Origin of the sequence: Sphingomonas arenae (assembly GCF_016924655.1) — a bacterium.
GTDB classification, from domain to species: Bacteria; Pseudomonadota; Alphaproteobacteria; order Sphingomonadales; family Sphingomonadaceae; genus Sphingomicrobium; species Sphingomicrobium arenae.
In genome coordinates, this window is record NZ_JAFFJU010000001.1 from 302241 (window position 1) to 327727 (window position 25487).

The window sequence follows — 25487 nt, forward strand, 5'->3', positions numbered from 1 at the left end:
ACGAAAGGACCGTTCGATGGTGAAGCAGCACAACGGATTGCGCAAGGAGGCTGTGATTGCGGCACTCGGCATCAGCCTGTTCTCCGCCGACGCAAGGGCAGCCGAGATCACGCAGGTCAATTACGGAAGCTTGACCGGCACGGAGTTCGTGTCGTTCGCCTCACTCACGGCAGCGCCGGGTGCGGGCACGAACTACGATGGCCTGCTTATCGTTGATGGCGTCGGTTTCGGCGAGCACTTCCAAGGCCAGACGGTATCGCCCTCTGGCGAATTCGATCAGGTCAGCGGCACTCCGTCCGGAGCCTTGAACCTCCAAGCCGGGGCACCGGGCCAAAACCTCGCCGCGCTTCAGAGCCCCGCGGGGATCGTGCTCAGTGGCATCGGGACGTCAGGCTATCCCGTGTTCGACGCCATCGGAGAAGGCGCGGTGTCGCTGCTGTTCTCCACCGACCAGTCCGAGTTTGGTTTCATCCTCGCCGGCGGTCACGGCGGCAACGCCTATGTCAGCTTCTTCCGTGGTGACGGATCGCTGATCGAGGCCCTGACTCTGGGCAGCCTTCCGCTAGTCAGTCGCTTCGGCTTCACGCGAACCGGAGGCGTTCACGACATTCGCGGCGTAACCATCTGGAACGACGATCCGACCGGGTTCGGCCTCACCGGGTTCCGCCATGACGTCGCCTCCGCCGTGCCTGAACCCGGCACATGGGCGACCATGCTGCTCGGCTTCGGACTCGTCGGCACGATCATGCGGCGCCGGCGCCCCGCAAAGCACGTCTCAGCTTGCCCGTCCTGAGGTGTCCCCGGAGCTCGCGTCAGGTTGCCGGTTCCCGATGTCGCATCAGGAACCGGCAGGGCCTACAATCCGGCTAAGTCACTGCCGGCGCAGGAACCACTCGCTATTAAGGACTTCGCGGCGATGATCAGCGAAGTACCAGGTGTCGGTGTCTGGATCGTACTCGCAGGTGAACGCGCGCGTCATGAAGCTGCGCGCTTCGCCCAGGCTCGAGAACCGGTCCGGGCGGAGCGCAAACTGCCGCTCGGCGTCTTCGTTGCTGAGACGTGCATTCTCAGCCTCGCACTCGCCACGGGTGGCAAACTCCGTCGAATTGAAGATGTGATCCGCAGCCGCCGGACATGCAAGTAGCAGCGACCCCAGCACAGTCGCGCAAAGAGTGGTTTTCATGACTGTCTCCGTCCATCTCTGCCGCCGTTCGCGGCCCCATCAGATGAACCGTGGTGACGTCGGCTTGCCATGATGATCATCTCACCAAAACACGATGATCTGCCGATCGCTTGTGGCCTGTTGACAGTCTGTCACTCGTCCCTGAGACTTTCGACAAGGCCTCACGAGCAACCCAGACGGTGGAGGGCTTGGTGCTGAAAGTTCGGGATCTCGCCAGCCGGTCAGATTTCACCGAAGGCACCCTGAGGGTGAGCCCATCGCGCAGGATCATAGCGGGTCCGGCCGGGCAGACGTCCCTTGAGCCGCGCATCATGCAGGTACTTCTGCTTCTACTGGATGCCAGTGAGACAGTCGTCACTCGTAACCAGCTTTTCGACGAATGCTGGGGCGGGGCCATCGTCGGGGACGACAGCATCAACCGAGCAATCGGGCGACTCCGCCGTGTGCTGACCCAGGTGGCACCCGGTGCCGTGGACATCGAAACCATTCCCCGCACCGGCTACCGGCTGATCCTGCGGGCGGCTGAAACACCGTTTTGTGCGGCAGAGCCAGTGACGGCCGACGAGAAAATCGCCCGGTCGTCCTGGTCAAGGCGCAGGCTGCTCGGTGGGGGCCTCGCTCTGGCCGCGGCGGGCGGCGCCGCGATTTGGCAGGCAGGAGAGTCGAAGGAAGACCTGGCTGCCCAGCTGATCACGGAGAGCGACGCGATCGCGCGCGCGGGAAAACAGGAATCGACGACCCAAGCCCTGGCACTACTACGACGAGCTGTCGCCGTATCGCCGAACAACGCTCAAGCGTGGGGCGCTCTGGCGTTGGCAGTGGCCCGGTCCGAACATCCCTCCTTGGCCCAAACCACCTCGCCGACCCTGGACGTAGAACGCGCAGCGCAGCGGGCCTTACGCCTCGATCCCGCAAACGCCGACGCCAAGGCGGCCCTGGCGATTGCGATCCCCTACTATGGGGATTGGCTGTCGGCCGAGCGCCGCTTCGACGCCGTTCTGGCGCAGCACCCGCGTCATTTGGCGACGATTGACGCCAAAGCGTTCCTGATGGCAGCGACTGGTCGCCCGCGCGAAAGCTCCGAGGTGCGGCTCCGTTACCTCAGCGGTGAGCCGTTCGACGTTCGGCTCCACTATCGCCAAATCTATGCTCACTGGATGCTGGACCGGATTGCTGAAGCCGACCAGATCTCGGGTCGAGCCATGGAGATGTTCCCGCGACACCCAGGCGTCTGGTTCGGCCGACTCTGGCTCCTGGCAAGCACCGGCCGCATCGAGCGGGCCCTGGCCCTTGTTGACGATGCTTACGGCCGCCCGCCGCTTCCCGCCTCGACGGTCGCGAGCCTGCGCGCGGGTCTCATCGCAGCGCTGAGCCGTGACCGCAGTGAGATCGATGCGGCGGTCAGACAAGTGATGGCGGGAGTGCAACGCAGCGTGAATGGCGTTGTCAACGCGATCATGCTGTTCAACATCATGGGCGCAACCGACGCCGCTTTCGATCTGGCCGATGCTTATTATCTTGAGCGCGGGCCGATCCTTGCAGCGATGCAGTGGCGACCAGGGCAGCCGCGAGTTCCGGATGTGCGGGGCCGCAAGACCAACATGCTGTTTACGCCCAACGCGGCGACTATGCAGCGCGACCCCCGCTTCCTGCCGCTGATGCGGAAAATCGGGCTGGTCAGCTACTGGCGGCAGCGAGGCATCACCCCGGACTTCCTGCGCCGATGAGATCGTTAAGCTTGCCACCGCTCGCGCGCTTGTCGATCGTCTCGGCAACCCTGCTCTTTCCGGCTGGTGCCCGTGCCCAACCTGACCAACCTTCCGGCCCGGACGGACTTGCCCCTCCTGCAGAGATCATCGTCACGGGCCGAAGGCGGGAGGAGCTGCTCGAGGACACACCGGTGCCGCTCAGTGTCGCTCGCGGCGACGAACTCGCGCGGGCGGGGGTCCGGCAGGCTGACGAACTCAACCAGCTGTTCCCGGCACTGACGGTTCTCGGCACAGCGACCGGCAACCTCGTCTTCATTCGAGGAGTCGGCAACTTCACGCTGCTGGCCAACAGCGATCCGGCGATCGGCTTCAGCTACGATGGCGTGTTCATCACTCGCCCGAATGCCACCATGTCGCCGTTCTTCGACCTCGAGAGGGTGGAGCTGTTGAAGGGACCGCAAGGAGTGCTCTACGGTCGGAACGCCTCGGGCGGCTCGATCAACATCGAGCCCCGACAGCCCGTCTTTGGTGAACTCGGCGCACTTGTTGCAGGGAGCGCGGCGACCAGCGACGATTTCAAGGCGGAAGCCGCCCTGAACCTGCCAGTCGGACCCGCGGCGGCCGTCCGGCTTGCCGGCTCTCTCGGGAGCCAGGAACACTTCCTCGATGGCTACAGCACCGGTCCCCGTCATCAGGCCGCTCGGGCTCAGGTCAAGCTGAAGCTCGGCCGCGACGTCACCGTGCGCGTCTCTGCCGACCACACCCACTTGGGCGGGGTCAGCTTCGGCAGCAGCTACATCGGCAACTACGTCTATGTACCGGCGGAGGGGCGCTATGCGTTCAACGAAGCTCCCACGTCCCTGTCGGAAGGCCTTTATTCGGCGGATGCCCAGGCGTACCGCCAGAGCATCTTCCTTCCGGGCGCCGGCCGCAACCTGGACGCGATCGGTTCACGGCCCCGCCAGGATAACCGGTTCACGGGCCTGCACGCCCGGTTCGATGCCGATCTCGGTTTCGGACAGCTGACCGTCATCCCGGCCTGGCGGCGCTCGGTCATCGACGCCGTGATGGCCAGCTCGCCCTTCGGCTTCGAACAGGATGAGAAATCGCGCCAGACCAGCCTGGAAGCACGGCTCACCGGGCGGACCGGCCGCCTTTCCTGGCTGACGGGCGCTTTTCTCATGAACGAGCGGTTGAACGTCGGCGGGATCACGAATCTGTCGACGTCGCTAAACTATTCCGACGAGCAGTATCGAACACGCAGCCGGGCACTGTTCGGGACCTTGACTGTGGATATCACGAGCGCCCTTCGCCTCTCCGGAGGCTTGCGCTGGACGCACGACCGCAAGGAGTACGAGCGGGAGAGCGAGACTTTTGCCCTCCTGTGCCAGCAGGTAGTCGCCGGCCGTCGCAGCTGCCCCACAGTGCCGCTGTTCGCGCTGGTGGACAGCCCGGCCGAGTTGCCGTTCGCCGTGCCTGCGACGCCCGGTTCAGGCCTGCCCATCCTGGTAGGTGGCGTACCGACTGGTGCGGTAGCGACCCGTTCCCTGGTGGTCACCGACGGCCGCCTCGCCGACAAGGCCATGACTTGGCGGCTGGGAACGGAACTCGACCTCGCCCCCCGGACTCTGCTGTACGGAGCAGTTGAGCGGGGATACCGGCCCGGCGGTTTCAATCCGGCCACCGGTTTCGAGACCTACGATCCGGAGCGGATCCTCGCATTCACGCTCGGACTTCGGCATCGGTCGGACGATCGGAGGTTGGAGTTCGACCTCGAGGCCTTCTGGTGGAAGTACCGCGACCAGCAAGTCAGCGCACCGCGGCCGGACCTGTCCACCCCTCCGCGCGTCGTCACGATCACCGACAATGTCGGGAACTCGCGCATCTCCGGGCTCGAAGCACAAGCTCGTTATCGGCTCTGGCGCGGCGCGTTGGTGGGCGGCACCGTCCAATATCTTCATGCCCGATACGGCTCGTTCCGCTACCTGCAAGGGAATAGCGGCGCGCCACCACTCACCGGCTGTGATGCGATCTTGGACGTGGCAACCAACCTGTACACGGTCGATTGCACCAGCAAGCAGCCGTACAACAGCCCGCGCTGGAGTCTCAGCCTGCAGGCACAGCAGGAGGTCCGGCTCGGCCGCTTTCGGCTGACCGCCTTCGCGGACAGGCACTACCGCTCGGCTCGAACCGTTGGGTCGGCGTTCCTGCCGGAGCAGAGGGTGGGACCGACCTGGACCAGCAACGTGCAACTGGTGCTGTCCCAGGAGGGGCAGGACTGGGAACTCGGCGCCTTCATCCGTAACCTCGAAGGCGAGCGCACTCCGCAGTTCGTCATCTTCCATCCGGTCAGCAATGCGCTGGTGGCGGTGCCCGGTTCGCCCCGCCAGTTCGGCCTGCGCGCCTCCCGCCGGTTCTAGCGGAGATCAGAAGGCCCGGTTGAAGCCGAACTCGGTGCGGGTGCGTGCGTAGTCGTAGAAGGCGACGTTGCTCCTGTTCTTCTCACGGCTCAGCCGCACAAAGGGTGCGAGGCCTCGGAAGGTCAATGACCGGAAAACCCCACCGACGCTGAGGCGGGACAGCCGATCTTTTCTCGCCTCCGGCAGAAGTGCGAGGCGCTCGTCCCCTTCGAGGCGGCCGCTCTCGATACCCGCAAACACCGTGGTACGGCCGATGTCCTGCCAAAACTGGAGACCTGCCCTCCAGCTTGCGGTTGAATAGCCGGCATCCCGGGCCTTGAACCGGTCAATAGCGCCGCTTGCGACCACCCCGTTCCGGCTGCTGAGTGCACGTTCGGCGGAGAGGCTGAGCGACGCCTGTCGGCCGCTGAGCAAGGGATTGATCCGGTGATCGATCTTCGCAACCGTCCCTCTGACGCTGACCGCCGTGCGCGCGCCAAAGGACCGTCGCGCCGATGTCGAGAACCGGAATGAGCGGGCCAGCGGCTTCCCGCCGAACCAGCTCTGTCCAACGCCAACATCCGCGTGAAAACGGATATCGGCAGCCGTAAATTCCGGACCGATGGAGGCCTCGGCACTCACCAGGTTGAAGTCGCTCTTGCGGTACAGGTCGGCGGACGTCGTCAACTGTGCAAGGAGTTTGAAATCGTCATTCAGCGCAACCCGCCGGTATGCACGTCCGCGCAAAGCCACACCTACGCCCGAGGTTGCCTTGGCTTCCTCCACGATGTCGAAATCCCCAAGAACAGTGTCTAAGCCATCAGAGCGGGTTGCCCGATTGATGTTGCTGTCCGGCGCGAGGGCAAATTCGAGTGAGAAGCCCGATGGCTTACGTGCCCGCAAGGCCTCGGACCACCGCTCCACCAGGCGCGCCACGTCGGGCGGAAGCTTGCCTGCACTGACCGACCGCAGTTCCCGGGCGGCGGCGCGTTCGTCGCCGAGGTGTACAAGGATGCCGGCGAGTTCGAGCCTTGCTCGAGTGGCGCCCGGACGCTCGTCCAGCAGCCTGCGAAGCAGAGTTGCCGCTTTCGCATGCTGATCAACCCTGGACAGCAGCATCGCATGCCCGAACAAGGCAGCCGCCCTTACGTCGGCATCTGGGTCTCCGGACAGTGCCACGTAGGCGCTCTCTGCAATCTGCCGCTCGCCGCTTGCGCGTGCCCGCTCGGCAAGCGCAAGCAACTGGCGAGAGGTCATTTGCCGATGCGCCGCCGGTATTGTGCGCGCGGCAGCCTGGCCGCCCGCGGGCACCGCGTCCACCAGCCCCCCGGACAGGAGAAGCGCAAGCATCGCACCGCTCAATTACGTTTGGCGATGAAGCCGCCGAAGGCTTGGTGCGAAGAGCCGTCATACTGGAACGGCAGGGCCCAGGCGCCACCCGCCTCTTTGGCGTCCGGGCCGAAGAAGCGGCCTAGGAAGAAGTTGTCGCCGGTCAGCGGAGTGTCGAACCTCCCCGAGAAGGTCGTGCTTCCGGCGGAATAGACCGTATCGCTGAACGCGAACGTGCCGAGGCTTTGATCTCCATTGGGCGTGGACAATATCGGAGATAAGGAGCCCGACAGACTCGACCTGCCGAAGTCGAAGGTGAAGTCGATGGATCCGCTAACAGGCAGGGGCACGTACCCGCCATAGAAGAAGTCAGGGACCAACACGTCCGAGCTGCCCATGATGGAGCCGCTGAACGTGGCTGAGCCGGTCACCGGGATGTCTGAGCCGGGTGTGGGAGTTCCGAAAGCTACATAGCCCCAGCGTCCGGCAGCTTGGGAGCCCCATGACCCGAGTTCAACGTGCGTGTAACCCCTCGTCCTCGAGTTGGAGGTGACCAGAAAGCCCTCGTTAGAGTTGATGCTGTCCGGCTCGAAATAGTTGTTGTCAGGCCCCGGGTTGGAGAGACCGCCGTATGGGACAAGCTTGTCCCAACTGTCACCGGGCATCTCGATCTCGTAGCTGGTTCCGGTGTACCGTATTCTCGGCTGATCGGCCGAAGCGCTCGAAACTGGGGTGAAGCTCACATCCGTCGTGTCGTAGGTGTCCAGGTTTCCGCCCGGACCTGCAATCGACGCGCCGACGGAGGCATATTCGTTTGCGACCGGATCGGCGAATATGGAGATTACCGCGGCCGCCGGGGGCGGAGGAGGTGGAGGCGGAGGCGGAGTGTTTACGAGCCCCGCTCCACCGCCGCCACCGCCGCAGGCCGCGACGGAAAGGGCAAGCGTGGTGACGCCCGCCAGACGACCCAAGACACGGATTCCCATTGCAGCCTCCCTCATTCAGCGTGCAGGAGAATGGCTCCATCTCACGGCCAAGACGATGATGATCATGTGATGGAAAGCTGATGTTCAGCCGACGGTCGCCAGCAGCTGCTGTATACGCGGCAACTTGGACAACTACCGTTGTTATCCGGAGCCACTGGCAGGATTGCGCAATCAAGGCAGCCGTCCGCCTACGGATGCGCTGCATCGTCCGAGGCGATGACCCCGAAAGGACCCGGAGCGATAGGGTGCGCTCATCAAGAGAGCGTCCGCTTGAACCGTCCGGTCATCGACAAGCAGCCGTTCGGCTATCCACCACCAGCAGCCCATCGATGTTAGGCCAGCCTGACCGAAAGCACGTGGCCGCTTGCGGAAGGACTGCTTACCTCAGCAGACACGCGGAAGCAGCCGCTCCTGTTAAGCTCTCGTTCGCCCATGCTCGGGCGTTATGCGGCAATGGGTAAGAATGTCGCCGCCCTGCTAATCGCCGTTGCTGCCTGCTCGGCCGCCCCCTCAAGACAACCGCAGTTCGAGCCATCGGAACAAAACCTGCTCGGCCAATGGCGAGTAATCGCGGTTGACGGCCGGCCTGCGGTGATGGGACGCGATGGCAGGCCCCCAGTGCTCACCTTCGACGAGCACGGGTATGGCGGCTACGTCGGGTGCAACTCCTTCGGTGGTCTTGGGCTGGCGCACGAAAGCCGGTTCTACGGCGGCTTTGCGCTGTCCACAGCCATGGCGTGCGGAGCACCATTCGACACACAGGAGAACGGTGTTCAGAGCCTTCTCGCCAGTGCGCCAACCGTGGAGTTCGCAGGACCAGACCGCCTTGTGCTCACAGCTGCTGATCGCAAGCTGGAGCTGGCTCGAACCGGACCGCTGCCCTCCGATCGGGTGCCGGTCGCGCCCATTCCCTTCATTGGCTCCGTGTGGAGCTTCGGCGCACTTGACGGGCGAGCGATCGAGATGCCCGGCGCGCAATCCGGGCCGACGCTGACGGTTGAAGGAGATGATTTCACGCTCGAGACGCCGTGCTTGATAACAAAAGGCCGGTGGCATCAGTCTGGGTCGGGAGCGATCAGCCTAGCCCCTGACCGCCGAACCGAGCGCAACTGCAACGCGGCATCACGGAGCCAAAGTGAGGCCTGGGCGCAAGCCATGCGCGGTGCCCTGCGGTACAGCAACGGACCCAATGGTGAGATTCTGCTCGCCGGGGGTGGGCACTGGATGATCGGTGACCTTGTGCGGCGTGGCAGCAGAGAGGCGGCCTCACTTGCCGGTCGCTACGAGGTCGAGGGTGGCCCGACTGCAGCGCAGCGCAACGGCGCCAAGCCTGCCGAGCTGATCCTTACCCGCAACGCTTACTATCTGTGGGACGGCTGCAATCGCACCGAAGGGCTGGCGATCCTGTTCGAACGGCAACTGTTCCTCCATGGCAGCGGTGTGACCACTCTCGCCAACTGCATGCCGCGCCGTGACGACGCCTACCTCAAGCGAGTTGTCACCTCCGAACCGCGTATCGGTCGCACTTCAACAGGGCTGCTCCTGTCTTCACCAGCAGGCACCATCCGCTTGCGCCGCACGGGCGATGCTCTGCCGGGCACCGGCAGCGTTACGACCCGCCTCCTAGCCGGCATGCGGTTCACCATCTTGGGGGCTGCGGGTGGCACCCTGGCGATCATGCCTCGTAACCGCTTCCGTCTAACCCAGCCGTGCGGCAACATTGAGGGACGCTGGCGGGAAGCTCGGGGGGAGCGGGACGGCTCAGTTCGCTTCGGGCCAGATAGTCCTGCGGAGGCCTGCAATCGAGACCCAGCCGCGAGGCTTCTGCAACACTCCTTCCTTGGCAACGTCGACGTGGCGATCGGCCCCAACCGCGACATAGCCTTGTTCGCCGGCCGGTTCGGTGCGGTACGCGCTCGTCTGGAGCGCTGAAGCATGAGGTGGCCTTATCCGGTCGTTGGCTGCTGCTGCTTGCTCGCTGCCTGTGGACACGAGCGAACCCAGAGGTGGGAAGCAGTTACCATTGACGGTCGACCTGCATCAGGCTTCGTGCTGGTCACTCGTGCTGAGGTCGTGATCGGGGGGCATGACGGATGCAACGGCTGGGGCCTTTCGGGCCAACCCGGGATGATTGTGTCCGATGCTCAGGAATGTCCTCCTGATCCCATGCGCGACGCTTATTGGTCGCTTGCCACCGGTCACGGAGCCTCTCACACCCGTAGAGCAAACTTACTGATCGCTCGTGCGCCGAGCCACTCTGCGGTTTTCAGGCGAGCCAAACAGCCGTGAGGGTCCACAGCGGGCTCTAAGCCGGCGTCCGCTCCGCATGAACGAGCGTCGGCTATTCGCCCGCGCTCACCCGAAAGCCGCCGTGCCGCTTTCCACCAGGAGCAGGCGTTCGGCGGAGAGCTGGCCTGAGCGGCTGGAAGTGGCCGAAAGCGGACCATCTGCAATTCACTATGCGCCGGTCGAATGCCGCCATCCGCCGGTGTGTCACCTGCTTAACCACGCTTGTTCGTGAGGCTGGCGCCTATGTCGGCATATTCGACCGTATCTTGCCGGGTGCGCGAGCAGATGGGGAAATACCTGCTGCAAGAGCGATCTGAAGCAATTCGGCGAGGCTGCTTGCGGCGAGGCGGCTCATGACCTGGGCGCGATGAAGTTCCACGGTGCGAGGGCTGATCCCCAGTGCCTTCGCGATCGTCTTGTCGCGCGAAGCTTCGATGCCTGGGCTGCCGGTACGGGGAGCCCGTACGACCTGCTCGCCGAGAATGCGAGCTGGACGATTACCGGCAACTCCGCCGGGGCCAAGACCTATCCAACCCGCGCAGCGTTCATCGATGAGGTGATCCGTCCCTTTAACGCCCGGATGAGCTCGCGGCTGATCCCCAAGGTGCGCAGGCTCTATGCCGAGGACGACACCGTGATCGCCTTCTTCGACGCGGCTGGCACGGCCCGTGACGGGAAGCCGTACACCAACACCTACGCCTGGATCCTGGAGATGAGTGGCGGCAAGATCGTCCGCGCCAATGCGTTCTTCGACAGCATTGCCTTTGATGATCTGTGGAAGCGGGTGAAGCCGTTAGAGAGCATGGGACAATGACGGCCGAGCAAGACACCAAAGTCTCCACTCGGGACACTGTCGACCTCACCAGGCTGCTTGGCTTCAGCGACGCCTTCTTCCCGATCATCATCACCTTGCTGGTGATCGAAATTCACGTGCCCGAAGCACCTCCTGGCGCTCTGGGTCATGCCTTGCTGGAAGCTTGGCCATCATATGCCGCTTTCGCCCTGGCCTTCATCTATGTCGGCATCATCTGGCTCAATCATCATGGGCTGTTTCGACGGGTGAGCCGCACGGACACCCGGCTCAACTGGATTAACCTCGGGATCCTGGGCACTTCAGCCCTGATCCCCTTTCCAACCCGGGTACTTGCCGAAGCGTTGCAGGCCGGGAATGTTGCCGATCAGACATCAGCGGTGGTGCTGTACGGTATGCTGGCAGCCCTCATGTCTTTCGCATGGGCACCGATATTTCCGTACCTCGAACGGCATCGAGAGCGCCTCGCGCCTGACGTCCCAGCCGGCTACTTTGCCGCACAGCGAAGCCGTCCATGGGTTGGGGTCATCTGCTATCTGACCGCAATCGCGACCAGCCTACTGTTCTCGCCATGGGCGGGGATGTCGCTCTTGCTCGTAATCCTGTTCTATCACGCCATGACCAGCGAGGGCCTGCGGAACGTTCGTGCCGACCTAAGAATGAAGGTCGGAGACGCCTCGCCGGCATAAGTCACCAACGGGTCAGAGGCTCCTGCAGTCCAAGGCCGAGGGACATACGCCGTTCCGATGTTCACTCCCCAGTGCCGAGCGTCAGCTATTCGCCCTTGCTCACCCGAAAGCCGCCGTTCCGATTTCCACCATGGACAGGCATTTGGGTGAGACAGACTAAGGATCACCAGGGGCTGGCCGCTCAATTTGCCCTAGTTGTCGCAGCGGTGAAGTTCGGTTGAAGGCGTAAACCCAGGATCTGAGCCTCGAAGCTGCCTCTCTTTCCTTCTAGCCCAATGTCGGCGATTGAGAGGCGAGCCGCCGCCAATCAAGGTTGGCGCGAAGGACACCTGGCAAGTGCATTCCGTAAGATCGTACCTGGTTGCGCTTGCGACCATCAGCGTCCTCTTGGCCAGCGGAGCCTTCGCTCTGATCCTCCTCAATGTCGAAGACGTGAGCCGAGGGCAGACCGAAGGTCAGGTTCTCGAAACAGCAAAAGCAATATCTCGAAGCGTCGATCGTGAATTGGAACGCGGCATCGGGGTGGTCACTGCGCTTAGCGCTTCAAAGGCTGCAAAGGACCGCGACTGGAAGGCGCTTGATCAGCAGGCACGTTCAACACTCGTCGAAGATGGCGCCTGGATTTTGGTTCAGGATCGGTCTGGCCAGCAACTGGTCAACACGCGCCTGCCACCCGGGACCAAGCTTCCGCGAGCCCCTGCTCCGGTCGACATGTGGCGCGAACTTGAGAACGGCAAGCCCCGGGTCTGCAATCTCGCAGGTGGCCAGGTCGCTCCCTGGATCGTCTGCATCGATGCCCCGCTTGGAACGACCAAACCAGAGTTCGCAGTGTCCATGGTCTTCGAGCCGGCGCTCTTCAGGTCGCTGGTGACGCGCGACAGAGCTCAAAATGGCGACATCGCTACTCTCGTCGATCGAACGGGTACGGTGATCTGGAGGAACCGTAAGCCGGACGAGTTCATCGGTCAGAAGGCAACCGGCAGCATGCTGGCAGCGATAAGCTCAAAAACAGCCAGCGGGGTCAAGCGTACCGTGAGCCTGGAGAACGTACGCATGCTGTCCGCCTACGACCGATCCTCTTTATCGGGGTGGTCCGTGATCGTGGGCGTTCCGCTTGATCAAGTCGAGGCGGCAGCCCGCGGCGCCCTATGGCGGGGATCCATCCTTGCTCTTCTCGTTCTGGTCATAAGCGGTGCAGTTGCGGTCTTTCTTGCGGGACGACTGGTGCGGGGCGTCGCTCTCATGACGAAGGCGATGGAGGCGGCGGGACAGGGCAAGACTGCCGAACTCTCCGGAATCAGAGAATTGGATGAGGCCACGACGGCCGTTGAGCAGGCCACGATTGCCCGCCTCAAGGCCGAGATGAGAAAACAAGTCCTCATCGGCGAGCTAAACCACCGCGTGAAGAATACCTTGGCGATTGTTCAGAGCTTCGCTCACCAAACCTTCAGGAATGGGTCGTCCCCCGAGACCGCTCTCGACAAGTTCGAGGGACGCCTGGGAGCACTGGCTGGGGCACATGAAATCCTCACTCGAGAACGCTGGGTGTCCGCCTCGCTGAAGGACGTGATTTCGACGGCTCTCAAACCGTTCTGCTCAGCGGATCGCTGCCAGATGGACGGGCCTGACGTCACCTTGGCACCCCAAACAGGCGTGAGCCTCTCGCTCGCCCTGCACGAGCTTGCGACCAACGCTGCCAAGTACGGATCACTATCAACTCCGACCGGCTTGATCTTGGTCAGTTGGCGAGTTTCGAGCGGTGGATTCGAACTGCAATGGCAGGAAATCGGTGGGCCCACGGTATCGCCTCCGAACAGGGAAGGCTTCGGCATGCGCCTGATCAAGCGGCTGCTGACAAGCGAGTTTGAAAGCGTCGACGTCCGGTTCGAGGACCAAGGCATCGTCTGCATCATCAAGGGCGCCGTGCCGGCACCCGAGAACCTGTTCAAGGCCTATGAAAGTGACGCGGCGAAGTAGGTCGCCGTGCGCGTCGGCGGCTCTGTCGAGCAGAGTTTTGAAATGATCTGAACCCATGCGTTCCGAGGCTGCCTTGCTCTCCGGTTCAGAAGTTCTTTTCGCGGCCTTCGACGCAGCCTGATCCAGCCATCCAGCGGCGTCATGCGCCTTCGTTGGCGCTGGTCTGCTCGTATCCGCGCAGGAACAGGTCGACGGCGGACTGGACTCGGCGCTCTGCTGCGGCGGGGTCGGACTTTCCGGCGAACCTTCGCTCCATGTCGGCGAGGCCCTTGCACATCGCGGCAAGATGCTCGGCGGCCTGCATCGGGTCGTCCATTCTGAGCTTGCCGCGGGCCTGCTCGCGCTCAAGGAGGCTGGCGAGCGCCTTGTGCATGCGCCGTGGACCAGCATCGAGAAAGCACTGACCAAGCTCCGGCTCCAGCTCCACTTCGGCGGCGATGCGTTGCTCGAAACGGATCATCTCCGGCCGAGACAGAAAGGCGACCATGGACTGGCCGAAGGCGATCAGCCGTTCGCGGACCGAGCCCTGGTTGTCGTCAAACAGCAACTGCCCGCGGATGTTCTCGCATTCATGCTCAACGGCCGCGATGAACAGGCCGCGCTTGTCGCCGAAGTGGTTGTAGACCGTAACCTTTGACACGCCCGCAGCCGCAGCGACGGCCTCAATGCTCGTTGCAGCGTAACCGTGATCAAAGAAGGCGCGCTTGGCGGCGAGCACGACGCTTTCCCGCTTCTGCAGGTCGGCGGTGCGACCACGCCTGGGCTTTCGTCCAGTTGACAAATTGAACGGCTCCGTTCACTTGAACGCCTACGTTCAGGTATGAGCGTCCGTTCTGCGTCTGGCAAGTTCAACACTCTCAAGGCCGTGGCGCCATGACCTGGATCGCGATCCGAATGCTGACGGGTGACCGCCAGAAATTCTACGGCCTGGTGTTCGGCATTGCCTTTTCGACCCTGCTCATCACGCAGCAGCTGACGATCTTCGTCAACCTGCTCAACCGTGGCGCCACCGCGGTCCACAACATCGCCACGGTGGACGTCTGGGTGATGGACCCGGTCAGCCGGACGCAGGACGTCATCTATCCGATGCCCTCCACCGCGCTCGACCAGGTCCGCTCCGTTCCGGGCGTCGCGTGGGCGGTGCCGCACCTGCGGGCCAATGCGGCAGTTCGAACCCCGGACGGCGACCTGGAAGGAGTGACGGTGGTCGGGGTCGACGATTCCACGCTGATCGGACTTCCGCCGACGATGATCGCAGGGACTCGCGATCAGCTGCTTCTTCCCAACAGCGTGTTTGTCGATGGTGTGGGCCGCACCCGCCTGTTTGCCGAAGATGCGGAGCCAATCGGCGCGCGGCTTGAGCTCAACGATCAACGCGCGGTGGTGCGCGGCATCGTGGACGTGGACCCCAGCTTCACCAGCCAGGTTGTGCTCTACACCCGCTATTCCAATGCGCTGAATTATGTTCCGGGCACCCGCAACCGCCTGAGCTTCGTCCTCGCCCGGGCAGCACCCGGAGTGACGCCCGAGGAGCTCGTCCGCCGCATCGAGGCTCAGACGGGGCTGAAGGCGCGCACGCGTACAGACTTCGCGCAGGACGGCGTGAACTTCATCATCGAGAACACGGGCATCCCCATCAACTTCGGGATCACGGTCGCGCTGGGCTTCATCGTCGGGATCGCCATCGTCGGCCTGACCTTCAGCCTATTCATCCGCGACAACATCAAGCAGTTCGGCGCGCTGAAAGCCATCGGCGTTCACAACGGCAAGATCCGCATGATGGTTGCGGCGCAAGCCGGGTTGGTCGGGCTCATCGGCTATGGCCTGGGCGTGTTGATGGCGACCTTGTTCATCAGCATCGGCGGGGCGACCAGTGTCGACTTCAAGGGCTTCTACACGCCCTGGCAGATCCCGCTGCTGACCCTGCTCGGCGTGACCTTGATCATCCTTGCGACCGGCTGGCTCGCTTTGCGGCGGGTGCTGAAGACCGAACCGGCGGCGGTGTTCCGATGAGCGGTTGTGCAACGGTTCCGGACAACGGCGCCGCGATCAGCGTTACCGGCATTGCCCGCGACTTCGAAGCCGGCGGGCAGGTGCTGCGGGTGCTGCACGGGATCAACCTGGATGTGGCGGCCGGACAGCTGACCTACCTGGTCGGCGAGTCCGGGTCGGGCAAAACGACGCTGATCTCCATCATCGCCGGAATCCTTTACCCCACAGAAGGCTGCGTGCGGGTGTTCGGGACCGACATCTATGCGCTGAGCGACCGCCAACTGGTCGAGTTCCGGCTGAACACGATCGGCTTCATCTTTCAGCAGTACAACCTCATCCCCACGATCGACGCTGCTTCGAATGCGGCCGTTCCGCTGATCGCCCAGGGCATGGACCGGCTGGAGGCGACCGAGCGCGCCCGCGTCATGCTGGAGCGGCTGAACATTGGCGATCAGGCGAGCAAGCTTCCGAGCCAGCTGTCGGGTGGCCAGATGCAACGCGTGGCAATCGCCCGCGCGCTGGTGCACCAACCCAAGCTGGTGGTCTGCGACGAGCCGACGGCGGCGCTGGACGCCAAGTCCGGCCGGCGCGTCATGGACCTCCTTCGAGATGTGGCGGTGGCCAGCGACCGTTCGGTCATCATCGTCACGCACGACAACCGGATCTTCGATCTCGCCGACCGCATCCTCGTGATGGAGGACGGCCGGATCACCCATGACGGTACCGAAGTGCCCGCACACGAGAGATAACATATGGCTCTGTTCCGATCCCGCCCGAGCTTCTCCCGCAACATCCTGCCGATCGTGGCGGTGATCGGTCTTGCCGTTGCCGCCTTCCTCATCTGGCGCGGCCTGCCCGACCGGCAATTGGAAGAGCCGGACGAAACCCCGGCCCGGGCGACGGGCGCCCTGGCCAATGCGCCGCGGGTGGCGGGTGCCGGCGTGGTGGAGCCCTCGAGCGAAGTCATCGACTTGGGCACCGCACTGTCGGGCCTCGTCACCGCGGTGCTGGTGCGACCCGGCGATTATGTGAGCCGCGGCCAGCCTCTCTTCCAGGTGGACGACCGCGATGTTCGCGCCCGACTGCTGGAGGCGGAGGCGAGCATCCGGGAGGCGAGCGCGGCCATTGCCGAAGCGCGTGCCGCCGAAGCCGTCGCAGTCCGGCAGCTGTCGCTCTATCGTGACATCGCCGATCCGGCCGCCGTGTCGCGTTCGGAGGTGATCCGGGCAGAGGGTGACGCTTCCGTGTCACGTGGCCGGCGCCAGCTTGCCGAGGCCCAGCTTGCGGCCGCGCGCGCCTCGCGCAACCGAGCTCGTGTTGAGCTCAACCGGCTTGTGGTGACGGCGCCGATCTCCGGCGAGATTCTGCGGATTGACGTCCGCCCGGGCGAGTTCGTTCAGGCCGGTCAGCAGGGCAACAGCAGCACGCCCTACATCCAGATGGGTGAGACGCGTCCGCTGCACGTTCGCATCGACATTGACGAGGACGAAGCCACCCGTGTCGCGCTTGGTAGCCCCGCCATCGTCAGCCCCCGCGGCGCCGCGGATCGCCAGGTCCGAGCCCGGTTTATCCGCGCGGAGCCGCAGGTCGTCCCCAAGCGCTCGCTCACCAACAGCGCTGCGGAACGGGTGGACGTCCGCGTGCTGCAGCTGATCTACGAGCTGCCTCGGGCCGACGGCCTGTTCCGGGTGGGTCAACAGGTCGATGCGTTCATCGCAGCGCGCCCGGCAGCCGTCCGGCGCGAGGGTAGCGCGCAATGACCCGACGGCTTCTTCTGGGGGCCGCCACCCTGATGCTGGCGGGGTGCGCGACGGGCCCGGGGCCGCTGCCGAGTGCCACCGAGGTGGTCTTGCCGTCTGCATTCCGGTTCGCTCCGGATCAAGCGACCCAGGCCAACGTCAAATCTTTGCTGCCCCTGTCCGATCCGGCCTATGTCGCTCTGTCCGCCGCTGCGCTGGCCGACTCGCCGACCCTTGCCGCTGCCCTTGCAAGGATCGACATCGCACGGGCCGAAGCCAGTCGGGCGCGGGCTGACCGACTGCCCGAAGTGGACGGCGCGCTCTCTGCCGAGCGCTCTCGCGCCAGCGCCGCCCAGACCGCCGCACCTGACATTCCGGGCGTGGACATCGATCGCACTCGGACGAGCTTCGGCGCGAACCTGACCGCCGTTTGGGACGCCGACCTGTTCGGGGGCCTTAGAGCGCGCCAGCGTGCGGCACTGGCCCGGATCGATGCCGCCGATGCGGACGCCGCCGCCGTTCGGCTGGCCCTGCGCGCGGAGATCGCGGGCAGCGTCACGGACTGGCGCACCCTGACGGCGCGTGAGGACCGGCTTAGGCAGGATCTGGCCGCTGCTGAGCGATTGATCGAGCTTGCGGGGGTTCGCGAACGGGCAGGCATCGCGCCAGGGCTGGATCGGGTGCAGGCCGTGTCCGTCGCGGCGAGCAGCCGCACCCGGGTGCAAGCGCTTGACGGTGAGCGGGCGCGCATCATCGGGCGATTGGTGACGCTGGTCGGGCGCCCTGCAACCGAGGTGGAGCAACTCCTCGCCAGCTCGCAGCCGCAAGCGACCCTGACGGCGGCGCCCCCTGCCCTGCCTTCGACCCTCCTGACCAACCGCCCTGATGTGCTGGCGGCAGGAGCCCGCCTGCGAGCGGCCAACGAGCAGGTCGCCGCGGCGGCCGCGGCCCGCTATCCACGATTGACCCTGTCCAGCGCACTGGGCTTGTTAACGTTGTCGCTCGGTGGTCTCCTGGATGGCGAGGCGCTGAGCGGTTCCGTAGGCGGAGAACTGGCCGGCCCACTGCTCCACTTCGGACGGATCGCGGCGGACATCGACATTGCCGAGGCCGAGACCCGGAGCGCGTTCGCGAGCTATCGTGACGCGGTGTTCACCGCGCTGGGGGACGCGGAAGGGAGCTATGCGCTGGTTGCAGCCGCCGACGGCGAACTTGCCGCCGCACTGGCCGAGGCGGAGGCCACCGATCGTGCCGCGCGGCTTTCCGAGACTCGCTTTCGGGCTGGCCTCAGCAACTTCCTCCTGGTGCTCGACGCCCGGCGCTTGGCGCTCGCGGCCGGTGAGCGGGCGGCTGCAGCCCGAGGGCGTGCGCTTCGGGCGCGCATCGTCCTCTGGCAAGCGCTCGGCGGGTCTTGAGCAGGTCGACCACGATCATCGGAAACGCACGAACACCGGCATCATAGAGCTGGATCCTTGCGGAACCGTCCCTCGGCGATGCGCATGTCGCAGGGCACGGCATCCGGCATGTCCGCGAGGACGCGCAGGCTGTCCTTGTTGCTGGCCTTCTGCGCGAAGTAGCTGGAGAAACCCGAAGCGCCGAGTGCGTTTCGGAACTTGGCCACTACCGCCTCGTGGCGCGGTGTCTGGAACAGGCGGATCACCGCCGGCTGCGCTTCCGTCCCCAGATAGTAAGCTGCGTTGTCGGCCATGATCAGCCGAAGTTCCATGTAGTCGATCAGGGCGTCCGCCGAGGTCTTGCCCGGCCCGAGCGGCGTTTCGATGCCGGCGATTGGCTGTTCCGCATAGCGGCGCATGGTATCCAGGTTCCACTTGCTCTCGTCACCGAAGCCCGCCCGCGGCGGCCTGTCCCAGTTGTGGATACTGTAGGGGAAGCAGCGGTTCGCCCGCCAAGTCCGCTGCCATGCCTGTTTCTCGATCCGCTCAGCCGCAACCGGCGACTTGTAGGATGCGCCGACCTGCTTGGCGTATCGGCTGGCAAGGGCGTCGATCGCTTCTTCGCTGCATCCATTTGGTTCGCCCGAGAGGCCCAGAACCGAGCCATAGGCCGATACCTGGCACCGAACGGCCATGCGGACGCCTTCCGTCATGGTCAGAAGGCTCGCTGGATCCGCCGTTCGGCCGGTCGCGACGAACAGCCCGCCCCACAGCGCCAGAGCGCCGCCCGCCGAGGCCCAGACGATGGTGGCTCCGCGCGGTCTCAGGCCGAACATGTTCCGCTCCGGATCGCGAGTCAGCCGGAAGATGCCCCAGATGCCCGGGCGCTCGGCGGCGACGACCTCGGCCATGAGGTCCTCGCCCATCGCGCGTCCAAAGCCGCCGCGCTGCCGCTGCTCCGGCGGGCGGGTGTCGCGCCGGAGCGGCGCATAGGCCATGGCCGGTCCGGTGGTCTGCACCAGCGCGGCAATTCGCTGGGCGATGCTCGGATGGGTCGCGGCCGGGCCCTCGACCGCCCCCGCGATCAGCATGGCGTCATGGCTCTCGGCAAGGCCCGCAATGCGATCGCGGCCGTGCACCTTGCGCAGGGCGGAGGCGAGCGCGGCCGGGTTATGCGTCAGCCGCACGGCCTCGGCATCGGCGATGAACTCGCGCGAACTGCTGATCGCGGCGCGCGACACATAGCCGATGCGGTGGGCGAGATTTCCGATGAACCAAAGGGCGAGCATCAGCGGCAGCGCCACAGGGAAGATGATGAAGCCGACGATCGACCGGCCATTTTCCAGCTTTTCGTCGTCGAGGAGCTGCCCACGAAGCGCGCCGAGGTTGCCGAGAAACGCGTTGGCCGCGGCCATCAGCCGGGTATCGCGATTGCGGATGTGCATCAGCTCATGCGCGAGGACCGCCTCGAGTTCCTCGTCATCCAGGCCGTCGAGCAGACCGCGAGTGACCACGATGACCATATTGGAGTCACGCACGCCGACCGCGAACGCGTTCATCGCTCCGCTCTCGATCACGCCGGCGAAGGGCGGCTTGATCCCCGCCGCAATGATGAGCGGCTCCAGCAGCCGAACCAGCCGGGGCTCGTCCGTGCCATCGACGTAGCGAAAGCCCGTATCCTTGTGCACCGCGCTGACGTGCCACCAGTAGCGGAGCAGGAAGATCACGGCCCCGACCGCGGTCAGGGGCAAGAGGTAGCGCCGGCTGTACCCACCCCCGCCGAACACGGGGGTGTGGGCCGGGTCGAAGATCAGCAGCGGAAAGGTCAGAACCGCTGCGGCCATGAGGTGGAAAGCGACCAGGAAGCCTGCGAACAGTACCAGTGACCGCAACTGGTTGGACCGCACATGGCTGTACAGCCCGACCGGCGCCGCCATTGCGCGAACCGGACCTCGCATCAGGTTCATGGCTTGTGCCCCGCTCGCCCGATCAGAACTGGATGGCGACCGGCTCGTCCATGATCAGCCGCTCCACCCCGAGTTCATAGGGTCGGCGGGTGCTCAGCCGGCGATAGCTGGCGATGCGGCTGCCGGGGAACTGGCGAATGGCGGTGTTATATTCCTCGACCGCCAGATTGTAGAAGCGGCGCGCGGCGCTGACGCGGTTCTCAATGTCCGTCAGCTGTCCGGAGAGGTCGCGGAAGTGGCCGGATGCCTTCAGGTCGGGATAGCTCTCCGCGATGCTGAGCATGGCGTTGATCGACTGGCCAAGCTGCTGCTCGGCCTCCAGCCTCATCTGCGGGGAGGCAGCGCCGAGCGCCGCGGCACGGGCCTGTGCAACGTTCTCGATCGCCGCAGTCTCATGCTTGGCGAAGCCGCGCACGGTCTCGACCAGGCCGGGGATCAGGCTGTGCCGGTGCTTCAGCTGGACGTCGATGTCGGCGAGCGCGGTATCGCAGCGCGCATCCAACGCCATGATCCGGTTGTAGCCTGAATAAACAATCATCAGCGGGACAGCGACGATCGCCACCAGCAACACGATAAGCAAGATGACAACGCCGGTCATGTTCTTCCCCCAGGTCCAAACGACGTCCTGCTAACCGACAATTGGTTGCGAATTGCCAAACGGGGTCGATTTAACTGCTTATTAGCGGGTCCCGTCAGACAAGTGCCCGCAAACGAGCAAGGGGAGCGTAAGATGGCCGAGTCAGTTTTTCTTCGTGTCCGCAGAATTCTGTCCGGGCGGATCGAGGACACGGTCGATCAGATGGAGCGGAACGGCGGCGACGGCGTGATGCGCGAAGCTATCCGCGAGGTCGACCGGGCCATTGATGAAATCCGCAGCCAGCAACAGAGCGCCATGGCTCGCCGGCTGCAAGCCGCCAAGCAGCAGAAGATGGTGGAAGCCAAGATCGCGGAATTGGGCGAGAAGGCGCGCTTCGCGGTGAACGAAGGCCGTGACGATCTCGCCGAGGCGGCCCTCGTCCGCCAGGTGGATTTCGAGGCGGAGATCGGCAAGCTCGTCAAGGTTCAGGAGTCGACTGGCGAGGAACAGGCCAAGCTCGAGGACAGCCTCGCCTCGCTGCGGTCGCGCAAGACCCAGATGGAAGATGCGCTCCGCGCCTTTGGCGAAGCGCAGGCCGAGGCGAGCATGGGCGGGGACAAGGGCTTCCAGGTCCAGCGCCAGGTCGAACAGAAGGTCGAGCGCGCCGAGGCGGCCTTCGATCGGGCAATGGGCGGCGCTGGCGGGGTCAACTTCACGCGTGCCGACGCCGACACCATCAACAAGGTCACTGAGCTTGACGGCCTGCAGAAGAACGCGTCCGTGCAGCAACGACTGGCGGCACTCAAGGCCGGCAAAGCGGCGTGAGCCTGATCTGCAAGCCGACGGCGGCGGAGCAGGCCAGCCCGCTCCGCCGGGCCGCGGAAGCGGGTTTGCGCAGCGGTCGCCAGTTGCACGAGGCGGGTCGCGCGACAAGCGAAGTCGCCAAACGTGGTGCCAGCAAGGCTGCGAGCCTGTGGCTGCTGGCAATGTTCACATTCGGCGCCCTGACGGCGAGCAGCACGGGTGCAAAACTGTTTGGCCTGCTGTTGATGTCACCCTTCTACTACCTGGCTTGGCGAAAGTGGGGCCGGCGACTTTGAGCGAAGTGCTTTAGCCGTTCAGCGTCACGATGGCAGGCCCTTGCGTCCGAACCCGCGTGCCGCCGGGGCAGAGTCAACCGTCGAAGGGTCCGCCCGCCCAGCCATGTAGCGCTCGAAGGCGCCGTCCACGTCGAACTGCGGCTTCTCATGCGCGGCCGGTTCGGACTTGTCTTCCAGCCACCCGTCAGCCCGCTCGATTGCGGCATCGACGAGCGCTCCCGCCGGATCGGTGACGAGATCCACGAGCGCCAGGGGGTCCGCACCACCCGTGCTGCCGGCCTTCTGATAACCTTGGTACAGGACATACCCACCAGCCAGTAGGCAGGCGAGAGCGAATTGCGCCGATCCACTAACGAGTAGCCAGCCTGCTGAAAGCAGAAGCCCAGTGCCAATGAGAAATGAGGGCCAGCTGCGCATGTTCGTCACCCCGGTGGCAATCACCGCGGCCACTGCTAGCGAAGGTCTCTCAAAAAAAGGTGAAACTCCGACCCGCGATGCCGCTCAAGGCGTGACTTCTGTGATGCGGAGGGGGCTTGTCGGAGGACAGGAAGATCCCTCGCACGCAGGCCCGATCAGGATGCGTCCGACGCTCACCGCGCTGTCGGCAGCCTCGGCCTTCCGGTTTTCGCCACGGTCGGCCAGCGATGCGCGGACCGCGGGTGTGAAGATCCGGTCGAAATCCCGCTCGAGCGCCGTGGCTGAACGATAGGTCTCGGTGGCGCCGTCTCTGTGTACGCGCAGCGGGAGGCGGGTCAGCTGAACCACTCTCCGACGGTCACCGGATCGGAGAGCGGCGCGCAGGTCAGACATGAACTCGCCGCGACGGTCGACAACGGCGAGCGGGCTGGCCTGCGCCAGCGCTCCATCCGAGAGGTTGGACCGCTGGACTCTGGACCCCGTCACGACGACGTCGCTTTCTTCGTTTGGTTCAGGTCGATCGGCACCCGACAGGTTCGATGCAGAGGGAGGCGGAGCGGGTGCCGGCGGTGCGGCCGCGACCATGGCCGGGGCCGGGGAAGTCGCCCTCGCGGCCACGCGATCGCTCCTCACGTCCGCAACTTGCGGATCGGAAGGTCCTGCAGCCGGCGGGACGGCGGCCGGAGCCACCGAATTGGGCGGCTCGAACGCCAGCCGTTCCTCCACGGCATCGGCCGTCTCGGGGGTAGCCTGCTGGCTAGCGCAGTCCGGGCCGGTGCAGGCCGGCGCAGCAGCCATGGCGTCGGGCGAGGCTGGAGCGCTGGTTGGAGCGGATTCGCGCAGCGTGCCGAGGCCAACGGGAAGGCTTACGACCAGGACCAAGGCCGCGGTCGCAAACGCGCCTGCCGCCCGTTGGTGCGTCCTGGCCCAACCCATCCAGCCCGCCCGCCGCCGCGGGACGTCGGAGCCTGTCGGTGAAGGCTCCCGGCCATCGAACTTGCGAAGCGCCGCATCGATTGCGGCCTGCCGTGCGGCAGGGCGCGGAGGCGGAGCCCGGGGCAGCGGGACCGGTTCATCGGCCTGGACCGCCATCTACCGCGTTCCTTCGAAGAGCAGCATGGTCTGACCATACTGGCAAAGTTGAGGGTGTCGAAGGCATCTTTTGGCCGCCGGAACCCTCGCGAGCGCCGGCGGCCGTGGGACTTATCGTTCGAGCCCCGCCATCGTCCGTGCGCCTTTCGCCGCCCGGACCAGATCGAGGAACTCGGCCCGATAGCCGAACTCGTCCGGGCCTCGCGACGCCTGTGCCAGCCGCAGCACGTCATCGTAGGTCAGCGTGCCGGTGTACTTGCCGCCGCGCAGCAGCTCTGCAAAACCGGCGACAGCCGTGGCAAAGCGTGCATCCCGAGGGGCCTGCGCGAAGGAGGCGAACTCCGCGCGCCGGTCGATCGGCGTAGTGATGAGCCGGCTCGTGGCAGACTTGGGCAGCTTGTAGCGGATCTTCACGAAGCCCAGCTCTCCGGCCGGTCCGGGGCCGGTGGAGACCGGCTTCGAGTAGCGCAGGTCACTCATCGTACGTCGGCCGCCCACCGGCACCACTTCGTACAGAGCAGTCACCGTCTGGCCTGAACCGACGTCGCCGGCATCCACCTTGTCATTGTCAAAGTCATCCCGGTTGAGCGCCCGGGTCTCGTAGCCGAGCAGCCGATATTCGGCCACGGCCGCCGGGTTGAACTCGACCTGGATCTTCACGTCCTTGGCAATCGGGAACAGCGTCGAGCTCGCCTCCTCGACCAGCGTCTTCCTGGCCTCACCGACCGTGTCGATGTAAGCCGCCACGCCGTTGCCGTTCTGCGCAAGCGTCTGCATTAGGGCGTCGTTGTAATTGCCGGTTCCGAAGCCGAGCACCGACAGGAACACGCCTTTCTCACGCTCCCGCTCAATATAGCCCTTCAGCTCGTTCTGGTCGGTGATGCCGACATTGAAGTCGCCATCCGTGGCCAGCAGCACGCGGTTGACGCCCTTCGGATCGAAGTTCGCCTTAGCCAGCTCATAAGCCTGCCGGATGCCCTCGGCGCCCGCAGTGCTGCCACCGGCGCCGAGCCGGTCGATGACCGCCCGGATCTTCTCTTTCTGACTCGCGGACGTCGGCTCGAGTGCTGTTCCCGCCCCACCGGCATAGGTGACGATCGAAACGGTATCGCGTTCGTCCAGCTGATCCAGCAGCAGGTTCAACGACTGCTGGACGAGCGGCAGCTTGTTCGGCGCGTTCATCGACCCCGAGGTGTCGATCAGGAAGACGAGGTTCGCGCGCGGCCGTGTCGAGCGCTGCACCGCATAGCCCTTGATGCCGATCCGCACGAGCTTGCGGCCGGCAGACCAGGGACTGGGGAACACCGCGACATTGGTGCTGAACGGCTGCTCGGCGCTTCGTGGGGAAGGATAGTCGTACTGGAAGTAGTTCACCAGCTCTTCGGTGCGGACGGACGCGGGCTGGGGCAGCACATTCTGACTGAGCGAGGAGCGCACCCAGGAATAGGATGCCGTATCCACATCGATCGAGAAGGTCGAGACGGGCGCCTCCCGCACGATCTTGAACGCGTTCTCCGCTACGGTCGTGAACTTGTCTCGGCCGACGTCCTGATAAGGGACGTTCCACACCCCGGGAGGAGGTGCCGGCGGGGCCATGACCGACAGGGCCGAGGGTGCGCCCATTCGGGTTTCCACCCGGGATCCGGTCACCACCAGCTCGTCGGCGGCAGCTTCCTGGATGGCGGGCTCCGGCTGCGCAGTGCTCTGCGTATTGACGCTCGATCCAGCGCACGATGCGAGCAGGACGGCGCTGATGACCAGACCTGAGTGGCGGAGTTGATGCTCCATGAAGACCTCCCTTAGAACCGGCGCGCATCATCGCTCGCCTGTTCCTGTG

At 64.8% G+C, this 25487-nt stretch carries 23 protein-coding genes; 13 read left to right on the plus strand and 10 right to left on the minus strand.

Going from position 1 to position 25487, the window contains the following annotated elements; genetic code table 11:
• The first annotated feature begins 16 nt into the window (after nt 1-16).
• Complete coding sequence (locus tag JT720_RS01565; RefSeq protein ID WP_205478887.1) at nt 17-793, plus strand: PEPxxWA-CTERM sorting domain-containing protein; 777 nt, start codon at nt 17-19, stop codon at nt 791-793.
• A gap of 78 nt (nt 794-871) precedes the next feature.
• Here the strand turns inward: JT720_RS01565 and JT720_RS01570 are convergent, their stop codons facing one another.
• The gene (locus tag JT720_RS01570; RefSeq protein WP_205478888.1) at nt 872-1183 is read right to left on the minus strand and encodes a hypothetical protein; all 312 of its coding nucleotides are present in this window, start codon (nt 1181-1183) and stop codon (nt 872-874) included.
• A gap of 191 nt (nt 1184-1374) precedes the next feature.
• Here JT720_RS01570 and JT720_RS01575 point away from each other — a divergent pair, with 191 nt between their 5' ends.
• Nucleotides 1375-2910: a winged helix-turn-helix domain-containing protein gene (locus JT720_RS01575; protein WP_205478890.1), complete on the plus strand. Its 1536-nt coding sequence runs from the start codon at nt 1375-1377 to the stop codon at nt 2908-2910.
• A 29-nt stretch (nt 2911-2939) separates the two neighbouring features.
• On the plus strand, nt 2940-5312 hold the full coding sequence (locus JT720_RS01580; protein WP_205478891.1) for a TonB-dependent receptor: 2373 nt from the start codon (nt 2940-2942) through the stop codon (nt 5310-5312).
• A gap of 6 nt (nt 5313-5318) precedes the next feature.
• Here the strand turns inward: JT720_RS01580 and JT720_RS01585 are convergent, their stop codons facing one another.
• Nucleotides 5319-6641, minus strand: coding sequence for a surface lipoprotein assembly modifier (locus JT720_RS01585; RefSeq protein ID WP_205478893.1), 1323 nt, complete (start codon nt 6639-6641; stop codon nt 5319-5321).
• A gap of 8 nt (nt 6642-6649) precedes the next feature.
• Entirely contained in the window at nt 6650-7606 is a 957-nt protein-coding gene (locus JT720_RS01590) for a transferrin-binding protein-like solute binding protein (protein ID WP_205478896.1), read from the minus strand.
• 453 nt (nt 7607-8059) lie between these two features.
• Here JT720_RS01590 and JT720_RS01595 point away from each other — a divergent pair, with 453 nt between their 5' ends.
• The gene (locus JT720_RS01595; RefSeq protein WP_205478897.1) at nt 8060-9538 is read left to right on the plus strand and encodes an META domain-containing protein; all 1479 of its coding nucleotides are present in this window, start codon (nt 8060-8062) and stop codon (nt 9536-9538) included.
• Between the two features lie 598 nt (nt 9539-10136).
• Here the strand turns inward: JT720_RS01595 and JT720_RS14200 are convergent.
• Nucleotides 10137-10274, minus strand: a complete 138-nt coding sequence (locus JT720_RS14200; RefSeq protein ID WP_419555378.1) for a hypothetical protein — start codon at nt 10272-10274, stop codon at nt 10137-10139.
• Between JT720_RS14200 and JT720_RS13720 the strand changes: the two genes are divergently transcribed.
• The 3 genes from JT720_RS13720 to JT720_RS01610 all read left to right on the plus strand — a co-directional run bounded on the left by JT720_RS13720 (nt 10263) and on the right by JT720_RS01610 (nt 13372).
• Complete coding sequence (locus tag JT720_RS13720) at nt 10263-10709, plus strand: nuclear transport factor 2 family protein (RefSeq protein ID WP_237219610.1); 447 nt, start codon at nt 10263-10265, stop codon at nt 10707-10709. The two genes, JT720_RS14200 and JT720_RS13720, sit on opposite strands and share 12 nt — an antisense overlap.
• Complete coding sequence (locus tag JT720_RS01605) at nt 10670-11395, plus strand: TMEM175 family protein (RefSeq protein ID WP_205478899.1); 726 nt, start codon at nt 10670-10672, stop codon at nt 11393-11395. Before JT720_RS13720 ends, JT720_RS01605 begins: the two co-directional genes overlap by 40 nt.
• A 387-nt stretch (nt 11396-11782) precedes the next feature.
• A complete protein-coding gene (locus JT720_RS01610; protein WP_205478901.1) occupies nt 11783-13372 on the plus strand; it encodes a sensor histidine kinase in 1590 nt (529 codons plus the stop codon).
• 139 nt (nt 13373-13511) lie between these two features.
• On the opposite strand, the gene JT720_RS01615 is transcribed toward JT720_RS01610, so the two are convergent.
• Nucleotides 13512-14153, minus strand: a complete 642-nt coding sequence (locus JT720_RS01615) for a TetR/AcrR family transcriptional regulator (RefSeq protein ID WP_205478903.1) — start codon at nt 14151-14153, stop codon at nt 13512-13514.
• A gap of 92 nt (nt 14154-14245) precedes the next feature.
• On the opposite strand from JT720_RS01615, the gene JT720_RS01620 reads away from it, so the two are divergent.
• Genes JT720_RS01620 through JT720_RS01635 form a run of 4 tightly spaced genes read left to right on the plus strand, consistent with a single transcriptional unit; the run spans nt 14246 to nt 18518 of the window.
• On the plus strand, nt 14246-15385 hold the full coding sequence (locus JT720_RS01620) for an ABC transporter permease (RefSeq protein ID WP_205478905.1): 1140 nt from the start codon (nt 14246-14248) through the stop codon (nt 15383-15385).
• Nucleotides 15382-16113, plus strand: a complete 732-nt coding sequence (locus JT720_RS01625) for an ABC transporter ATP-binding protein (RefSeq protein ID WP_205478907.1) — start codon at nt 15382-15384, stop codon at nt 16111-16113. Before JT720_RS01620 ends, JT720_RS01625 begins: the two co-directional genes overlap by 4 nt.
• A gap of 3 nt (nt 16114-16116) precedes the next feature.
• Nucleotides 16117-17124 (plus strand): efflux RND transporter periplasmic adaptor subunit, encoded by a 1008-nt coding sequence (locus JT720_RS01630; protein WP_205478909.1) that lies wholly within the window; start codon nt 16117-16119, stop codon nt 17122-17124.
• Nucleotides 17121-18518, plus strand: coding sequence for an efflux transporter outer membrane subunit (locus JT720_RS01635; RefSeq protein WP_205478911.1), 1398 nt, complete (start codon nt 17121-17123; stop codon nt 18516-18518). The genes JT720_RS01630 and JT720_RS01635 overlap by 4 nt, the downstream gene beginning before the upstream one ends.
• A 41-nt stretch (nt 18519-18559) precedes the next feature.
• Here JT720_RS01635 and JT720_RS01640 read toward each other — a convergent pair whose 3' ends face one another.
• Together JT720_RS01640 and JT720_RS01645 are read right to left on the minus strand one after the other, a co-directional pair.
• A complete protein-coding gene (locus tag JT720_RS01640) occupies nt 18560-20464 on the minus strand; it encodes a M48 family metalloprotease (protein ID WP_205478914.1) in 1905 nt (634 codons plus the stop codon).
• A 22-nt stretch (nt 20465-20486) separates the two neighbouring features.
• Nucleotides 20487-21062, minus strand: coding sequence for a LemA family protein (locus JT720_RS01645; RefSeq protein ID WP_205478915.1), 576 nt, complete (start codon nt 21060-21062; stop codon nt 20487-20489).
• Nucleotides 21063-21194: 132 nt separating this feature from the next.
• Here JT720_RS01645 and JT720_RS01650 point away from each other — a divergent pair, with 132 nt between their 5' ends.
• Together JT720_RS01650 and JT720_RS01655 are read left to right on the plus strand one after the other, a co-directional pair.
• Nucleotides 21195-21866 (plus strand): PspA/IM30 family protein, encoded by a 672-nt coding sequence (locus JT720_RS01650; RefSeq protein WP_205478923.1) that lies wholly within the window; start codon nt 21195-21197, stop codon nt 21864-21866.
• Entirely contained in the window at nt 21863-22141 is a 279-nt protein-coding gene (locus JT720_RS01655; protein WP_205478927.1) for a hypothetical protein, read from the plus strand. The genes JT720_RS01650 and JT720_RS01655 overlap by 4 nt, the downstream gene beginning before the upstream one ends.
• A 24-nt stretch (nt 22142-22165) precedes the next feature.
• Here JT720_RS01655 and JT720_RS01660 read toward each other — a convergent pair whose 3' ends face one another.
• From JT720_RS01660 to JT720_RS01670, 3 genes are all read right to left on the minus strand, one after another.
• A complete protein-coding gene (locus JT720_RS01660; protein WP_205478928.1) occupies nt 22166-22591 on the minus strand; it encodes a hypothetical protein in 426 nt (141 codons plus the stop codon).
• A 51-nt stretch (nt 22592-22642) separates the two neighbouring features.
• Nucleotides 22643-23650 carry a hypothetical protein gene (locus JT720_RS01665; RefSeq protein WP_205478929.1) on the minus strand — a complete coding sequence of 336 codons (1008 nt, stop codon included), beginning with the start codon at nt 23648-23650 and terminating at the stop codon, nt 22643-22645.
• A 111-nt stretch (nt 23651-23761) separates the two neighbouring features.
• The gene (locus tag JT720_RS01670; protein WP_205478930.1) at nt 23762-25438 is read right to left on the minus strand and encodes a vWA domain-containing protein; all 1677 of its coding nucleotides are present in this window, start codon (nt 25436-25438) and stop codon (nt 23762-23764) included.
• Nucleotides 25439-25487 lie beyond the last annotated feature (49 nt).

Coding starts and splice junctions, on each gene's coding strand:
- JT720_RS01565 (WP_205478887.1), top strand. CDS start 17: ATGGTGAAGCAGCACAACGGATTGCGCAAGGAGGCTGTGATTGCGGCA.
- JT720_RS01570 (WP_205478888.1), bottom strand. CDS start 1,183: ATGAAAACCACTCTTTGCGCGACTGTGCTGGGGTCGCTGCTACTTGCA.
- JT720_RS01585 (WP_205478893.1), bottom strand. CDS start 6,641: ATGCTTGCGCTTCTCCTGTCCGGGGGGCTGGTGGACGCGGTGCCCGCG.
- JT720_RS01590 (WP_205478896.1), bottom strand. CDS start 7,606: ATGGGAATCCGTGTCTTGGGTCGTCTGGCGGGCGTCACCACGCTTGCC.
- JT720_RS01595 (WP_205478897.1), top strand. CDS start 8,060: ATGGGTAAGAATGTCGCCGCCCTGCTAATCGCCGTTGCTGCCTGCTCG.
- JT720_RS13720 (WP_237219610.1), top strand. CDS start 10,263: ATGAAGTTCCACGGTGCGAGGGCTGATCCCCAGTGCCTTCGCGATCGT.
- JT720_RS01620 (WP_205478905.1), top strand. CDS start 14,246: ATGACCTGGATCGCGATCCGAATGCTGACGGGTGACCGCCAGAAATTC.
- JT720_RS01625 (WP_205478907.1), top strand. CDS start 15,382: ATGAGCGGTTGTGCAACGGTTCCGGACAACGGCGCCGCGATCAGCGTT.
- JT720_RS01630 (WP_205478909.1), top strand. CDS start 16,117: ATGGCTCTGTTCCGATCCCGCCCGAGCTTCTCCCGCAACATCCTGCCG.
- JT720_RS01635 (WP_205478911.1), top strand. CDS start 17,121: ATGACCCGACGGCTTCTTCTGGGGGCCGCCACCCTGATGCTGGCGGGG.
- JT720_RS01640 (WP_205478914.1), bottom strand. CDS start 20,464: ATGAACCTGATGCGAGGTCCGGTTCGCGCAATGGCGGCGCCGGTCGGG.
- JT720_RS01645 (WP_205478915.1), bottom strand. CDS start 21,062: ATGACCGGCGTTGTCATCTTGCTTATCGTGTTGCTGGTGGCGATCGTC.
- JT720_RS01650 (WP_205478923.1), top strand. CDS start 21,195: ATGGCCGAGTCAGTTTTTCTTCGTGTCCGCAGAATTCTGTCCGGGCGG.
- JT720_RS01665 (WP_205478929.1), bottom strand. CDS start 23,650: ATGGCGGTCCAGGCCGATGAACCGGTCCCGCTGCCCCGGGCTCCGCCT.
- JT720_RS01670 (WP_205478930.1), bottom strand. CDS start 25,438: ATGGAGCATCAACTCCGCCACTCAGGTCTGGTCATCAGCGCCGTCCTG.